The sequence below is a fragment of the Pseudomonas sp. Irchel 3H3 genome, assembly GCF_900187635.1.
Taxonomy (GTDB): domain Bacteria; phylum Pseudomonadota; class Gammaproteobacteria; order Pseudomonadales; family Pseudomonadaceae; genus Aquipseudomonas.
In genome coordinates this window covers 379,158-392,366 of record NZ_FYEC01000001.1, presented here as the reverse complement: position 1 = coordinate 392,366, position 13,209 = coordinate 379,158, and the positions used below count along the sequence as shown (strand labels likewise).

Sequence of the window (13,209 nt, the reverse complement as noted above, 5' to 3'; positions counted from 1 at the left end):
TCCCGCGCCGTGCTACGTCGACCAGGCATAGGCTTAGACGGCCTCGTTGGACTCGTCCTCGAACGCTGCGAACAGCGGTTCGTCTTCGACGATTTCAGCATTGGCGATGAACTCGTAGCTCATCAGGCCTTCGGCGATTTCACGCAGGGCGACAACGGTAGGCTTGTCGTTTTCCCACTGGACCAGTGGCTCTTTGCCGCCGGTGGCCAGTTGACGGGCACGCTTGGTAGAGAGCATGACCAGCTCAAAGCGGTTTTCCACGTGTTCTAGGCAGTCTTCAACGGTTACGCGGGCCATGGTATTCCTCGGAGCGAATGCAATATGCGCGCTGCCCGGTTGGGCGAGCGGACTCAACAGTTTAAAAAATCACCAGCGATTAGGGAAGCGCTGATTTTTTAACCAAGCTCTTCAACGCGCTGCAAGTGCCAATGTAAAGCCCTTGCAGCGGTTTTGGGAAGTGCTGTTTAACCGAGCAATTCGGCCAGAAGTTTGCCGTGAAGCTGCTGCTGGCGCTTCTGATGCAGCTGATTGGCGCGAAAGATCGCCTGCAAATCGTGCAAGGCGTGGGCGAAATCGTCGTTGATGATCAGGTAGTCATAGTCGACGTAGTGGCTCATTTCGCTGACGGCTTCGCGCATCCGGCCGTCAATGATCTCGTCGCTGTCCTGGCCGCGATTGGTCAGGCGCTGGTGCAATGCCTGCAGGGACGGCGGCAGGATGAAGATCGAGCGGGCCTGCGGCATCAATTTGCGCACTTGCTCGGCGCCTTGCCAGTCGATTTCCAGGATCAGGTCATGGCCTTCGTCCAGGGTCTGCTGCAGGTGGCTTTGCGAGGTGCCGTAGAGGTTGCCGAACACCTCGGCGCGCTCGAGGAAGTCGCCGTGCTCGATCATCTTCACGAACTCGCTGCGCTCGACGAAGTGATAGTTCACCCCGTTCTCTTCACCGGGGCGCATGGCGCGGGTGGTGTGGGAGACCGAGACGCGGATCCGCTGGTCGGCGTCCGTCAGGGCCTTGACCAGGCTGCTCTTGCCTGCGCCCGAGGGGGCGGAAATGATGTACAGGGTGCCGGTGCTGTGGGTCATGTCGGGGTTGCCTTACTCAATGTTCTGCACTTGTTCGCGCATTTGCTCGATCAACACTTTGAGGTTGACCGCAGCCTGGGTGCTGCGCGGGTCGAAAGCTTTGGAGCCCAGGGTGTTGGCTTCGCGGTTGAGCTCCTGCATCAGGAAGTCCAGGCGCCGGCCGGCGGCGCCGCCGGACTTGAGGACGCGGCGAACTTCAATGATGTGGGTGCTCAGGCGGTCCAGTTCCTCGGCGACGTCGCTCTTTTGCGCGAGCATGACCATTTCCTGCTCCAGGCGCTGCGGGTCGAGTTCGGCCTGCATGTCGGCAAAGCGGTCGAGGACTTTCTGGCGCTGGGTGGCGAGCATCTGCGGGACCAGTTCGCGCAGGGTCACGACGTCTTCTTCAATGGCGCTCAGGCGCTCGCTGATCAGTCGCGCCAACTCCGCGCCTTCGCGCTCGCGGCCAGCCTTGAGCTCCTTGAGGCCCTGGTTGAACAGCGCCAGCGCCTCGGCATTCAGCGCTTGCGGGTCGCTGGCATCGGCCACCAGGACTCCCGGCCAGGCCAGCACTTCCAGCGGGTTGAGTGCCGCGGGATTGCTGATCAGGCTGGCAATGGTTTCGGCGGCGGCGATCAGTTGCGCGGCGCGCTCGCGGTCAACCTGCAGCGCCTTGCCGGCGGTTTCTTCGGTAAAGCGCAGGGTGCATTCGAGCTTGCCTCGCGACAGGCCTTGGCGCAGTGCCTCGCGCACGTTGCCTTCGAGGTCACGGAAGGACTCTGGCAGGCGCAGGTGCGGTTCCAGATAGCGGCTGTTGACCGAGCGCAACTCCCAGCTCAGGGTGCCCTGGCTGCCGGCTTTTTCGACGCGGGCAAAGGCGGTCATGCTGTGCACCATGGCGGTACCTCGCGATGCAGGTCGCTAGCGAACCCCGGGGTTCGGCGGACCTGCTTGAATGAATTAAAGCCCACAGGCAACAAAGGCGCGCGATTGTAGCGCAGTGCAGCGGGAGCTCCCAAACGAGGCGTGCGACAAAGCGCTGCAGCTCGTCGCAGCGTGCGCTGCAGAGCCCTCGCTCGTCGCCGGTTTTTTTTAGAAGTGCCCAGGCGTGCCCGGCCGCCCTATAATGCTCGGCAGATTTCCGTCCTTCGTACAGGTATCCCCTATGAAACGTCCAAGTGGTCGCGCTGCCGATCAGCTTCGCTCGATCCGCATCACCCGCAACTACACCAAACATGCCGAGGGATCTGTACTGGTCGAGTTCGGTGATACCAAGGTGATCTGCACCGTCAGCGTCGAGAACGGCGTACCGCGCTTCCTCAAGGGCCAGGGCCAGGGCTGGTTGACCGCCGAGTACGGCATGCTGCCGCGCGCCACCGGTGAACGTAACCAGCGTGAAGCGAGCCGTGGCAAGCAAGGCGGCCGCACCCTGGAAATCCAGCGCCTGATCGGCCGTTCGCTGCGCGCTGCGCTGGATATGTCGAAACTTGGCGATGTGACCCTGTACGTCGATTGCGACGTGATCCAGGCCGACGGCGGTACTCGTACTGCCTCGATCACCGGCGCCATGGTGGCCTTGGTCGATGCCTTGAAAGTGATCAAGAAGCGTGGCGGCCTGAAAGGCGGCGACCCGCTCAAGCAAATGATCGCAGCCGTGTCGGTGGGCATGTACCAGGGCGAGCCAGTGCTGGACCTGGACTACCTGGAAGATTCGGCAGCCGAGACCGACCTGAACGTGGTGATGACCAGCACCGGTGGTTTCATCGAAGTGCAGGGCACCGCCGAAGGCGCGCCGTTCCAGCCTGAAGAGCTGACCGCGATGCTGGAACTGGCGAAAAAAGGCATGGCCGAGATTTTCGACCTGCAACAGGCTGCGCTGGCTGACTGATTGTTCCGGTCGCCAGCAAGGAGAGCGTCATGAGTGATGAGCAACTGCCGCTGCCCGTGCCGAGCCGTGAGGTTCGCCAGTGGGCGATGTTCTGTCATCTCTCGGCCTTGCTGGGGATCTGGGTGCCCTTCGGCTCGCTGATCGGCCCGCTGATTCTGTGGCAAATGAAGCGTGAGATGGACCCGTTCATCGACGACCAGGGCAAGGAGGCGCTGAATTTCCAGATCAGCGTGGCCATTGCCTCGGCGATCTGCCTGCTGTTGATGGTGGTGGTGATCGGCTTCTTCTTGTTTGGCCTATTGGCCATTGGTGCGTTGGTGCTGACCATCATTGCCGGAGTCAAGGCCAATGAGGGGCAGGTGTATCGCTACCCGTTCACCTGGCGACTGATCAAATAATAACCAGGTGCATTGCCGGTGGGAGCGGGCTTGCCCGCGATAGCGATCTGGCAGGCAGCACATGGGCTGAAGGTCATGGCCTCATCGCGGGCAATCCCGCTCCCACAAAAAAGCCGACATCGCTGTCGGCTTTTTTGTGTCTTGCGAAACGACGCCTAGATGGTCAGCGTCCAGTCGTAGTCCACGATCAGCGGTGCGTGCTGCGAGAACCGCGGTTGACGTGGCAGGCGTGCACTGCGAACAAAGCGGCGCAGGCCTGGGGTCAACAGCTGGTAGTCGAAGCGCCAGCCCAGGTTGAGCATCTCAGCCTGTTCGTTGTCTGGCCACCAGCTGTACTGGTCGCCTTCACGGCTGACTTCGCGCAGGGCGTCGACATAACCCATGTTGCCGACAATCTCGTCCATCCAGGCACGCTCAGGTGCCAGGAAGCCCGGGGATTGCTGGCTGTCGCGCCAGTTCTTGATATCCAGCTTCTGTTGCGCCACGTACAGCGAGCCACAATAAATGTACTCGCGCCGCTTGCGCCGCTGTTTATCCAGATAACGGGCGAAATCGTCCATTAGCTTGAACTTCTGGTTCAAGTCTTCATCGCCGTTCTGCCCCGAAGGGAGCAGCAAGGTCGCGATGCTGACCTTGTCGAAATCGGCTTGCAGGTAGCGCCCGTAGCGGTCGGCCGTCTCGAAACCGAGACCGCTGATGACAGCCTTCGGTTGCAGCCGCGAATACAAAGCCACGCCACCTTGGGCGGGGACTTCGGCATCGCAGGCATAAAGGAAGTAGCCATCCAGTTGGAAGGCTGGATCGTCCAGTTCAAAGGCGGAGGCGCGGGTGTCCTGCAGGCAGATGACGTCGGCATTCTGGGCTTGCAGCCAACTGAGCAAACCGCGCTCGACTGCCGCCTGAATACCATTGACGTTCACACTGATGATCCGCATAAATGGCCCCAAAAATCGCGTGCGTGTATGATACACGGCGTCAAGCTAATTAGCTAAATCCGTGGTATTTGGGGTTTTTTGCATGCAAGCGTATCAGCGCGATTTCATTCGTTTTGCCATCGATCGCGGCGTTTTGCGCTTCGGTGAGTTCACCCTGAAGTCCGGGCGCACCAGCCCTTACTTCTTTAATGCCGGCCTGTTCAACTCCGGCAGCGCCTTGGCGCAGCTGGGTCGCTTCTATGCGGCGGCCATTGTCGAGAGCGGTATTGCCTTCGACGTGCTGTTTGGTCCGGCGTACAAGGGCATCCCGTTGGCGGCCACCACCGCAGTGGCCCTGGCTGAACACCACGACCGTGACCTGCCATGGTGCTTCAACCGCAAGGAAGCCAAGGCCCACGGCGAGGGCGGCAGCTTGGTTGGCGCGCCGCTGACCGGCGAAGTGCTGATCATCGACGACGTGATTACCGCGGGCACCGCGATCCGTGAAGTGATGCAGATCATTGCTTCCCAGGACGGTGCCAAGGCCGCTGGCGTGTTGATCGCCCTCAACCGTCAGGAGCGTGGTAATGGCGAACTGTCGGCGATCCAGGAAGTGGAGCGTGACTTCGCGATTCCGGTGATCAGCATCGTTTCGTTGAACCAGGTCCTGGAGTTCCTGGCCGATGATCCTCAGCTCAAGCAGCATCTGCCAGCCGTAGAAGCCTACCGCACGCAGTTCGGCGTCTGATACGCCGCCCTGTAGGAGCGAGCCGCAAGCGGGCACTCGCTCCTACAAGGACCGCAGGCAAAAAAAGACCCCGCTCAGCCAGGCTGAGCGGGGTCTTTTTGCAGGTGCCAGCGCTTAAGGACGCTTGCGATTGCTGATCAGGGTGCCCACGCCGGTATCGGTGAAGATTTCCAGCAGGATCGCATTGGGTACCCGGCCATCGATGATCAGCGAACTGCCCACGCCGCCCTGTACGGCCTCCAGCGCGCAACGGATCTTCGGTAGCATGCCACCGTAGATGGTGCCGTCGGCGATCAGTTCGTCGACCTGTTGGGTCGTCAGGCCAGTCAGCACAGTGCCTGATTTGTCCATCAGGCCGGCGATGTTGGTCAGCAGCATCAGCTTCTCAGCTTTCAGCGCTTCGGCCACTTTACCGGCCACCAGGTCGGCGTTGATGTTGTACGACTCACCGTTGGCCCCCACGCCGATTGGCGCGATCACCGGGATGAAGTCGCCCTTGACCAGCAGGTTGAGCAGATCGGTATTGATCCCGACCACTTCGCCCACTTGCCCGATGTCGATGATTTCCGGTTGGGTCATCTCCGGCGTCTGGCGTGTAACGGTGAGCTTCTTCGCGCGAATCAGCTCGGCGTCCTTGCCGGTCAGGCCGATGGCGCTGCCGCCATGGCGGTTGATCAGGTTGACGATGTCCTTGTTGACCTGACCGCCGAGGACCATCTCCACCACGTCCATGGTCTGGGCGTCTGTCACGCGCATGCCGTCGATGAAATGACTCTCGATCGACAGGCGCTTGAGCAGGTCACCGATTTGCGGGCCGCCACCGTGCACCACCACCGGGTTGATGCCCACGGCTTTCATCATCACGATGTCGCGGGCGAAGCCGGTTTTCAGCTCCTCGCTTTCCATCGCGTTGCCGCCGTATTTGATCACCAGCGTCTTGCCGACATAGCGGCGAATGTAAGGCAGCGCTTCGGACAGGACCTTGGCGGTGTTGGCGGCGGCTTCGCGTTCGAGGGTCATTCAGGGCTCCGGCACTTGTGTAAAAGGCGCTTCAAATAATCAAAACGGGAGTTGGAGGTCAGGTGCGACACGTTTCAGTTGAGCGTGGAACACATCCTTGATGCGCTGCAATTCGGCCTCGTCGTCGGCCTCGAAGCGCAGCACCAGCACCGGTGTGGTGTTGGAGGCGCGAACCAGGCCCCAGCCCTTGGCGTAGTCGACCCGTACACCGTCGATGGTGGTCAGGTCGGCGCCGTCGCCCCACTGGGCGTCGTGCAGTGCATCAATGATGCTGAATTTGCTCTCTTCGGTCACATGGATATTGATTTCCGGCGTAGAAATATCGTTCGGGAAGGTCTCGAACAGTTCCTGGGCCGTGGATTTCTCCTGGCTGAGGATCTCCAGCAGGCGAGCGGCGCTGTAGATGCCGTCGTCGAAACCGAACCAGCGCTCCTTGAAGAAGATGTGCCCGCTCATTTCGCCAGCGAGCAGGGCGCCGGTCTGCTTCATTTTTTTCTTGATCAGCGAGTGACCGGTTTTCCACATCAGTGGTCGACCGCCGTACTCCTTGATCAGCGGGGTCAGGCGACGGGTGCATTTGACGTCGAAGATGATCTCGGCGTCCGGGTTGCGTGCTACCACGTCCTTGGCAAACAGCATCAGCAGGCGGTCCGGGAACACGATGTCGCCGGTATTGGTCACTACGCCGACACGGTCACCATCACCGTCGAAGGCCAGGCCCAGGTCGGCATTGGTTTGCTTGACCTTGGCGATCAGGTCCACCAGGTTTTCCGGTTTGCCCGGGTCCGGGTGATGGTTGGGGAAGTTGCCGTCGACTTCGCAGAACAGCGGGATCACTTCGCAATTCAGGGCCTCGATCAGCTGTGGGGCAATCACGCCGGCAGCGCCGTTACCGCAGTCAACCACCACTTTCAGGCGGCGTGCGAGCTTGATGTCCTGGACAATCTGGGCGCTGTAGCGATCGAGAATCTCGACCTTGGTGATACTGCCTTGGCCGCTGGTCAGGTTGTTGCTTTTCAGGCGCTGGTGCAGGGCCTGAATCTGTTCGTTGGCCAGGGTGTCGCCAGCGATCACGATTTTGAAGCCGTTGTAGTCCGACGGGTTATGGCTGCCGGTGAGCATCACCCCGGACTTGCCCGCGAGGACGTTGGCGGCGTAGTACAGCGCCGGGGTTGGCACCAGGCCGACGTCGCTGACATGGCAGCCGGCATCGGCCAGGCCCTGGATCAGTTGCTCGACCAGTTCCGGACCGGACAGGCGGCCGTCACGACCGACGCTGATGTTCGGCTCATCCTGGGCCAGGGTCTGGGCGCCGATGGCGCGACCGATCCAGTAGGCCGTTTCAGCGGTCAGGGTCTGCGGGACCACGCCACGGATATCGTAGGCGCGAAAGATGCTGTCGGGAAATGCAGGGGCGACGCGGGTTGTGTTGCTCATCACTGGGGTTGCTCCAACTCAAAGGTTGCTGGACGGGCCGACGAGAGGTTCGTCGACGGGTTCAAACTGAAGGCTTTGACGGCGTTTTCGGTACAGAGTTCGTGGTGCACAAGTGCCATGCCATGGGGCTGGCACTGGTGCAGTCGACTGTTGTCTTGAATTCGCTCGCCAGATCCTGCAGTTGGCGTCTGTGCAAGGTTCATCCTGAAATGCAAAGCGTAGTGCCAGGGCCGTGCAGAGCGCCCGGTCCTGGCACTGGTGTTATCAGTGGCTGCCGGAATGGCCGAAACCACCGGTGCCGCGTTCGGTTTCAACGAACTCTTCAACTAGATCGAAGTGCGCCTGCACCACCGGTACCAGCACCAACTGGGCCAGCCGCTCACCCACCACGATGTTGAAGTCGGTCTGGCCACGGTTCCAGCAGGACACCATCAGTGGCCCCTGGTAGTCGGAATCGATCAGGCCGACCAGATTACCCAGCACGATGCCATGTTTGTGGCCCAGGCCAGAGCGCGGCAGGATCAATGCAGCCAGGCCCGGATCGCCGATGTATACCGACAGGCCAGTAGGGATCAGCAGGGTTTCTCCCGGCTTGATGACGGTGTCCTGTTCCAGCATCGCCCGCAGGTCAAGGCCGGCGGAACCGGGAGTGGCGTACTGGGGCAGCGGAAATTCGCTGCCGATGCGTGGGTCGAGGATCTTGGCTTGCAAAGCGTGCATACGAATTAAACCTGGTTCAGACGTTCGGCGATAAAAGTGATCAGCTGGCGGGCAATCTTGCCCTTGCTGGTCTGGGCAAAAAGGGTGGCGTGCAACTCACGGTCGATCACGCTGCAGGCGTTTTCCTCGCTGTTGAAGCCAATGCTGGGGTTGGCCACGTCGTTGGCGACGATCAGGTCGAGGTTCTTGTCCTTGAGCTTGCGTGCGGCGTAATCGAGCAGGTGTTCGGTTTCGGCGGCGAATCCGACGCTGAACGGACGATCAGGTCGGGTGGCAATGGTGGCCAGAATGTCAGGGTTGCGCACCATTTGCAGGACGAAGCCGTCGCCAGTCGTAGGGTCTTTCTTGAGTTTTTGCGGGGCGACGACTTCCGGCCGGTAGTCCGCAACCGCAGCAGACGCGATGAACAGGTCGCAAGGGATCGCAGCCTCGCAGGCGGCCAGCATGTCGCGGGCGCTGACCACGTCGATGCGCGTCACCCGGTCCGGAGTCGGCAGGTGCACGGGGCCGGTGATCAGGGTCACACGGGCGCCGGCTTCCACCGCAGCTTCGGCCAGGGCAAAGCCCATTTTTCCGGAGCTGTGGTTGGTGATGTAGCGCACCGGGTCAATGTTTTCCTGGGTCGGACCGGCAGTGATCAGCACGTGCCGACCGGTCAGCGCCTGACGCTGGAAGCAATCGGCGGCGCACTGGGCCAGGTCATCGGCCTCCATCATGCGGCCCATGCCGACGTCGCCGCAGGCCTGGCTGCCCGAGGCCGGGCCGAAGACCTTGAAGCCGCGCTTTTCAAGCAACTGGGTATTGGCCTGGGTGGCCGGGTCGCGCCACATCGCCTGGTTCATGGCCGGCGCCAGAGCCACGGTGGCGTCGGTGGCCAACACCAGGGTGGTCAGCAGGTCGTTGGCGATGCCTTGGGCCAGACGGGCGATCAGGTCCGCCGTGGCGGGGGCGATCAGCACCAGGTCAGCCCACTTGGCGAGCTCGATGTGGCCCATCGCGGCTTCGGCCGCAGGGTCCAGCAGGTCCAGGTGCACCGGGTGCCCGGAGAGGGCCTGCATGGTCAGCGGGGTGATGAACTCGCTGCCGCCGCGGGTCATGACCACGCGCACTTCGGCGCCCTGGTCGATCAGGCGGCGAACCAGTTCGGCGCTCTTGTAGGCAGCAATGCCGCCGCCGACGCCCAGAACGATGCGTTTCCGATACAGCCGCTGCATAGGTCTGCCTTTCAATTCGTTGGTGACATACGTGGCGAAACCCCCTCCCCAGGGAACAATCGCCCGCAAAAAAGATGGGCTACGATATCACAGCGACCGCTAGGGAACAGCGGCGCCCATCGACAGGGAGGTGCTATGAGCATTCGAGATTGGCCGACGACAGAGCGGCCGCGGGAGAAACTTCTGGAGCAGGGTCCGGCGAGTCTGTCCGACGCCGAATTGCTGGCGATCTTTCTGCGCACCGGGGTCGCCGGGAAAAGCGCGGTGGACCTGGCCAGGCACTTGCTGCAGCAGTTTGGCGGCTTGCGTAACTTGCTGGAGGCGGACCAGCAAACGTTTGTCGGCCAGTTGGGGCTGGGGCCGGCGAAATTCGCCCAGTTGCAGGCGGTGCTGGAGATGGCGCGTCGGCATTTGGCCGAGCACCTGCGCCAGGCATCCGTACTCAAGAGTCCGATCGAGGTGCGCAACTACCTCAAGGCCATGCTGCGGCATGAGCCCCATGAGGTGTTTGCCTGTCTGTTCCTCGATTCCCGGCATCGGGTCCTGGCATTCGAAATCCTCTTTCGCGGCTCGATCGACACCACCAGCGTGCATCCGCGCCAGGTGGTCAAGCGCGCCCTGGCACACAACGCGGCGGCGTTGATCCTGTGCCATAACCACCCCTCGGGAAACGCCGAGCCGAGCCCGGCCGACCGGGTGCTGACCAAGCGTTTGCAGGAGACGATGGAGTTGGTCGATGTGCGGGTGCTCGACCATTTCATCGTCGGTGATGGTGATCCGTTGTCGATGGCCGAATATGGCTGGATCTAGGTGCCGAATGCGCCCCCCATCCATGGCCATGCGGGAGCTCCGCTTGCTCGCGATAAACTAAATTCGCGAGCAAGCGGAGCGCCGCCCGGCTGCTCCTACGGTTTGATTTTCGAGAAGTCCTGGCGCCCGAACGGGCTGACCGAGTAACCCTGGACATCCTTGCGGGTCAGGGCATAGGCGGTCGGGTGGGCCAGGGGTAGCCACAGCGCCTGCTGCTGGATCTGCCCCTGGGCCTGTTCGTAGAGCTTGGTGCGCACGCCCTGCTCGGTGGTGGTCTTGCCGGCGTTGATCAGCTTGTCCAGGCCTTGATCGCAGTATCGTGCGAAGTTGGTCCCGGACTTCACACCCGCGCAGGAGAATTGCGGGGTCAGGAAGTTGTCTGGATCGCCGTTGTCACCGGCCCAGCCCATGAACAGCAGGTCGTGCTCGCCGGCTTTGGCCCGACGAATCAGTTCGCCCCATTCGATCACGCGTATTTCTGCCTGAATCCCGATTTCCGCCAGGTCAGCCTGCAACAATTGAGCGCCCAGGCTTGGGTTGGGGTTGAGCAGGCTGCCGGAAGGGCGGGTCCAGATCGTGGTCTTGAAGCCGTCCTTGAGTCCTGCCTTGACCATCAGCGCGCGGGCCTTGGTGAGGTCCTTCGGGTAGCCCGGCAGGTCCTTGGCATAGCTCCAGGTGTTGGGCGGGTAAGGGCCGTTGGCGGCTTGGGCGGTGTCCTCGAACACGGCCTTGAGGTAGCTGGCCTTGTCGAAGGCCAGATTGATCGCCTGGCGCACCTCCGGTTTGTCCAGCGGCGGATGCTGGCTATTGATGGCGACGAAGGCGGTCATGAAGGCCGGCGTGCTCTCGATCTTGAGGTTCGGCTCCTTGGCGGCAGCCTGGACGTCCAGCGGCTTGGGCGACAGGGCGATCTGGCACTCGTTGCGCCGCAGCTTCTGCAGGCGCACGTTGGCGTCCGGGGTGATGGCGAACACCAGGGTGTCGATCGCGGGCTTGCCAGCGAAGTAGTCGCGGTTGGCCTTGTAGCGGATCGATGCGTCTTTCTGGAAGCGCCCGAAAATGAACGGCCCGGTGCCAATCGGCTGGTTATTGAGTTTCTCGGGTGTGCCAGCCTTGAGCAACTGATCGGCGTATTCAGCCGAGTAGATCGAGGCGAAACCCATGCTCAGCGTGGCGAGGAAGGTCGAGTCGGGGTGGTCAAGGGTGAAACGAATGGTCAGCGGGTCGAGTGCGTCGATTTTCTTGATCAGCGCAGGCAACTGCATGGATTGGGCGTGCGGGAAGCCACTCTGGGCGATTTTGTGCCATGGCTGCGCGGGGTCCAGCATGCGGTCAAAGCTGAACTTCACGTCTTCGGCGGTCAAGGTACGCGTCGGGGTGAAGTACTCGGTGCGATGGAACTTCACCTCCGGGTGCAGCTTGAAGACATAGGTCAGGCCGTCGGCCGAGACTTCCCAGCTATCGGCCAGGCTCGGCACGACCTTGCCACTGGCGGTGTCAAAGTCCACCAGGCTATTCATCAACACGTCGGCCGAGGCGTTGGTGGTGGTCAGCGAGTTGTATTGAACGACATCGAACCCTTCCGGGCTGGCCTCGGTGCAGACGCTCAGGGCGGCAGCCTGGGCCAAAGGGCTCAGCAAGAGTGGGGCAAGCAACAGCGGTAGGGCAGCGAGGCGCATGTGTGGATTCCTTTGCAGATCGAAGGCCCATCTGCGAGTGCAGTCTGGAAAAGGCTTACCCTAGTGGCCTGCCCGGCAAATGACTATCCCCTTTTTGTTTTGTGTCCTGCTCGACGGTACGTATTTTTGCCGTTTATTGCGCTTCGGGCGCAGCGAATTAGCGTAAGGTGGCGTGCCGGTACCCTCCATATGGGGGAGCAGGGTGATGCTCTGCGACGAGCGGTCGCTACCATCGATAGCCTTTATCCAAGGCGTCTGGCGCCGTAATTCCGGGGTTTTTGAAAACTCTCTTCACACCAATAGTTGTTGCTATGGGGTCTTTCTGGTATAAAGCAGCGCTCTTTTCTAGGGGCCCGGTTCCTTCACTGTAGGTGTAGCCGGTAAGACCTCTAAAGAAACGCGGCGCCTGGCGCCAAATGACTGAGAGATTAAGCGGCCAACCCATGCCGGGTTGGGCATGTGGTTTTAGAGGGCTGAGGCATGTCGAGAGTATGTCAAGTTACCGGTAAGGGTCCGGTGACTGGGAATAACATTTCCCACGCAAACAACAAAACCCGTCGTCGTTTCCTGCCGAACCTGCAGCATCATCGCTTCTGGGTTGAAGAAGAGAAACGTTTCGTGCGTCTGCGCGTATCTGCCAAAGGCATGCGTATCATCGACAAGCGTGGCATCACTGTCGTGCTGGCCGAAATCCGCAAAGCTGGCAAGATCTAAGGGAGCTAATCATGCGTGAATTGATTCGTTTGATTTCGAGCGCCGGTACTGGTCACTTCTACACTACCGACAAGAACAAGCGCACTACTCCGGACAAAATCGAGATCAAGAAATTTGATCCGGTTGTTCGCAAGCACGTGATCTACAAGGAAGGCAAAATCAAGTAATTGATTTTTCCCTCTTGAGAAAAAGGCCCGTATCGCAAGATACGGGCCTTTTTTGTGGGCCTGGGAAAAGCTTCAGGTGCTCAACCGCACTGAATGCTGACGATGACATTGTCGGCATTGGTCAGCAGGCTGATCCGTCGCGGGACTCGCTTGCGGTCTGATGCATGGCGAGGGCCGGTGACCCGCACCGGTGCGCCATTGGCCAGTGCTCGCACTTCCTCGAGCAACTGAGGGGTGTAGGTCTGGCCGATGGTGTACTCAGCGATGGTGACGTCGCATGAGTCTGGAGTATCGGGCATGTTGCCTCCTTGCGTTGTAGGTCTGGATTGAGGCACGTCCTGTGCGCTCCTGTTGGAAAGGCCGGTATCGCGAGATGCAAGCCTTTTCATGGGTCCCTGGGGACGGCTCGATCCTCCTCCTGGCCATGACCCGCTAT

At 61.0% G+C, this 13,209-nt stretch carries 15 protein-coding genes and 1 pseudogene; 6 read left to right on the top strand and 10 right to left on the bottom strand.

What is annotated here, in order from left to right; translation table 11 throughout:
* Positions 1–33 precede the first annotated feature (33 nt).
* The 3 genes from rpoZ to CKW24_RS01845 form a co-directional block, all read right to left on the bottom strand.
* A complete protein-coding gene (rpoZ, locus tag CKW24_RS01855; RefSeq protein WP_003177259.1) occupies positions 34–297 on the bottom strand; it encodes a DNA-directed RNA polymerase subunit omega in 264 nt (87 codons plus the stop codon).
* A gap of 167 nt (positions 298–464) precedes the next feature.
* Complete coding sequence (gmk, locus tag CKW24_RS01850; protein ID WP_095164889.1) at positions 465–1,085, bottom strand: guanylate kinase; 621 nt, start codon at positions 1,083–1,085, stop codon at positions 465–467.
* Positions 1,086–1,097: 12 nt separating this feature from the next.
* Entirely contained in the window at positions 1,098–1,961 is an 864-nt protein-coding gene (locus CKW24_RS01845) for a YicC/YloC family endoribonuclease (protein WP_095164887.1), read from the bottom strand.
* Positions 1,962–2,229: 268 nt separating this feature from the next.
* Between CKW24_RS01845 and rph the strand changes: the two genes are divergently transcribed.
* Both rph and CKW24_RS01835 read left to right on the top strand, forming a co-directional pair.
* Positions 2,230–2,952 carry a ribonuclease PH gene (gene rph, locus CKW24_RS01840; RefSeq protein ID WP_095164885.1) on the top strand — a complete coding sequence of 241 codons (723 nt, stop codon included), beginning with the start codon at positions 2,230–2,232 and terminating at the stop codon, positions 2,950–2,952.
* Between the two features lie 29 nt (positions 2,953–2,981).
* Entirely contained in the window at positions 2,982–3,350 is a 369-nt protein-coding gene (locus tag CKW24_RS01835) for a DUF4870 domain-containing protein (protein WP_095164884.1), read from the top strand.
* Between the two features lie 155 nt (positions 3,351–3,505).
* Here CKW24_RS01835 and CKW24_RS01830 read toward each other — a convergent pair whose 3' ends face one another.
* A complete protein-coding gene (locus CKW24_RS01830) occupies positions 3,506–4,285 on the bottom strand; it encodes an exodeoxyribonuclease III (RefSeq protein ID WP_003176915.1) in 780 nt (259 codons plus the stop codon).
* Between the two features lie 82 nt (positions 4,286–4,367).
* Here CKW24_RS01830 and pyrE point away from each other — a divergent pair, with 82 nt between their 5' ends.
* On the top strand, positions 4,368–5,012 hold the full coding sequence (gene pyrE, locus CKW24_RS01825) for an orotate phosphoribosyltransferase (protein WP_095164882.1): 645 nt from the start codon (positions 4,368–4,370) through the stop codon (positions 5,010–5,012).
* Between the two features lie 114 nt (positions 5,013–5,126).
* Here pyrE and argB read toward each other — a convergent pair whose 3' ends face one another.
* The 4 genes and pseudogenes from argB to coaBC all read right to left on the bottom strand — a co-directional run bounded on the left by argB (position 5,127) and on the right by coaBC (position 9,403).
* Entirely contained in the window at positions 5,127–6,032 is a 906-nt protein-coding gene (gene argB / locus CKW24_RS01820) for an acetylglutamate kinase (protein WP_095164880.1), read from the bottom strand.
* A 39-nt stretch (positions 6,033–6,071) separates the two neighbouring features.
* Positions 6,072–7,478, bottom strand: a pseudogene (locus CKW24_RS01815) (phosphomannomutase/phosphoglucomutase); the annotation flags it as partial.
* A 255-nt stretch (positions 7,479–7,733) separates the two neighbouring features.
* Entirely contained in the window at positions 7,734–8,189 is a 456-nt protein-coding gene (dut, locus tag CKW24_RS01810) for a dUTP diphosphatase (protein ID WP_095081992.1), read from the bottom strand.
* A gap of 5 nt (positions 8,190–8,194) precedes the next feature.
* Entirely contained in the window at positions 8,195–9,403 is a 1,209-nt protein-coding gene (gene coaBC / locus CKW24_RS01805) for a bifunctional phosphopantothenoylcysteine decarboxylase/phosphopantothenate--cysteine ligase CoaBC (RefSeq protein WP_095164876.1), read from the bottom strand.
* A 135-nt stretch (positions 9,404–9,538) separates the two neighbouring features.
* Between coaBC and radC the strand changes: the two genes are divergently transcribed.
* Positions 9,539–10,213, top strand: coding sequence for a DNA repair protein RadC (gene radC, locus CKW24_RS01800; RefSeq protein WP_095164874.1), 675 nt, complete (start codon positions 9,539–9,541; stop codon positions 10,211–10,213).
* Positions 10,214–10,308: 95 nt separating this feature from the next.
* Here radC and CKW24_RS01795 read toward each other — a convergent pair whose 3' ends face one another.
* On the bottom strand, positions 10,309–11,892 hold the full coding sequence (locus tag CKW24_RS01795; protein WP_095164872.1) for an ABC transporter substrate-binding protein: 1,584 nt from the start codon (positions 11,890–11,892) through the stop codon (positions 10,309–10,311).
* 480 nt (positions 11,893–12,372) lie between these two features.
* Between CKW24_RS01795 and rpmB the strand changes: the two genes are divergently transcribed.
* The gene (gene rpmB / locus CKW24_RS01790) at positions 12,373–12,606 is read left to right on the top strand and encodes a 50S ribosomal protein L28 (RefSeq protein WP_007894701.1); all 234 of its coding nucleotides are present in this window, start codon (positions 12,373–12,375) and stop codon (positions 12,604–12,606) included.
* A gap of 11 nt (positions 12,607–12,617) precedes the next feature.
* The gene (gene rpmG, locus CKW24_RS01785) at positions 12,618–12,773 is read left to right on the top strand and encodes a 50S ribosomal protein L33 (protein WP_007894709.1); all 156 of its coding nucleotides are present in this window, start codon (positions 12,618–12,620) and stop codon (positions 12,771–12,773) included.
* 80 nt (positions 12,774–12,853) lie between these two features.
* Here the strand turns inward: rpmG and CKW24_RS01780 are convergent, their stop codons facing one another.
* Positions 12,854–13,072 carry a peptidase inhibitor gene (locus CKW24_RS01780; protein ID WP_095164869.1) on the bottom strand — a complete coding sequence of 73 codons (219 nt, stop codon included), beginning with the start codon at positions 13,070–13,072 and terminating at the stop codon, positions 12,854–12,856.
* Positions 13,073–13,209: the final 137 nt, after the last annotated feature.

Excerpts from the sequence above, each read along its gene's own strand:
- CKW24_RS01835 (WP_095164884.1), top strand. The coding sequence starts at position 2,982 with ATGAGTGATGAGCAACTGCCGCTGCCCGTGCCGAGCCGTGAGGTTCGC.
- CKW24_RS01830 (WP_003176915.1), bottom strand. The coding sequence starts at position 4,285 with ATGCGGATCATCAGTGTGAACGTCAATGGTATTCAGGCGGCAGTCGAG.
- gmk (WP_095164889.1), bottom strand. The coding sequence starts at position 1,085 with ATGACCCACAGCACCGGCACCCTGTACATCATTTCCGCCCCCTCGGGC.
- CKW24_RS01845 (WP_095164887.1), bottom strand. The coding sequence starts at position 1,961 with ATGGTGCACAGCATGACCGCCTTTGCCCGCGTCGAAAAAGCCGGCAGC.
- rph (WP_095164885.1), top strand. The coding sequence starts at position 2,230 with ATGAAACGTCCAAGTGGTCGCGCTGCCGATCAGCTTCGCTCGATCCGC.
- pyrE (WP_095164882.1), top strand. The coding sequence starts at position 4,368 with ATGCAAGCGTATCAGCGCGATTTCATTCGTTTTGCCATCGATCGCGGC.
- argB (WP_095164880.1), bottom strand. The coding sequence starts at position 6,032 with ATGACCCTCGAACGCGAAGCCGCCGCCAACACCGCCAAGGTCCTGTCC.
- coaBC (WP_095164876.1), bottom strand. The coding sequence starts at position 9,403 with ATGCAGCGGCTGTATCGGAAACGCATCGTTCTGGGCGTCGGCGGCGGC.
- CKW24_RS01795 (WP_095164872.1), bottom strand. The coding sequence starts at position 11,892 with ATGCGCCTCGCTGCCCTACCGCTGTTGCTTGCCCCACTCTTGCTGAGC.
- rpmG (WP_007894709.1), top strand. The coding sequence starts at position 12,618 with ATGCGTGAATTGATTCGTTTGATTTCGAGCGCCGGTACTGGTCACTTC.
- rpmB (WP_007894701.1), top strand. The coding sequence starts at position 12,373 with ATGTCGAGAGTATGTCAAGTTACCGGTAAGGGTCCGGTGACTGGGAAT.
- rpoZ (WP_003177259.1), bottom strand. The coding sequence starts at position 297 with ATGGCCCGCGTAACCGTTGAAGACTGCCTAGAACACGTGGAAAACCGC.
- radC (WP_095164874.1), top strand. The coding sequence starts at position 9,539 with ATGAGCATTCGAGATTGGCCGACGACAGAGCGGCCGCGGGAGAAACTT.
- dut (WP_095081992.1), bottom strand. The coding sequence starts at position 8,189 with ATGCACGCTTTGCAAGCCAAGATCCTCGACCCACGCATCGGCAGCGAA.
- CKW24_RS01780 (WP_095164869.1), bottom strand. The coding sequence starts at position 13,072 with ATGCCCGATACTCCAGACTCATGCGACGTCACCATCGCTGAGTACACC.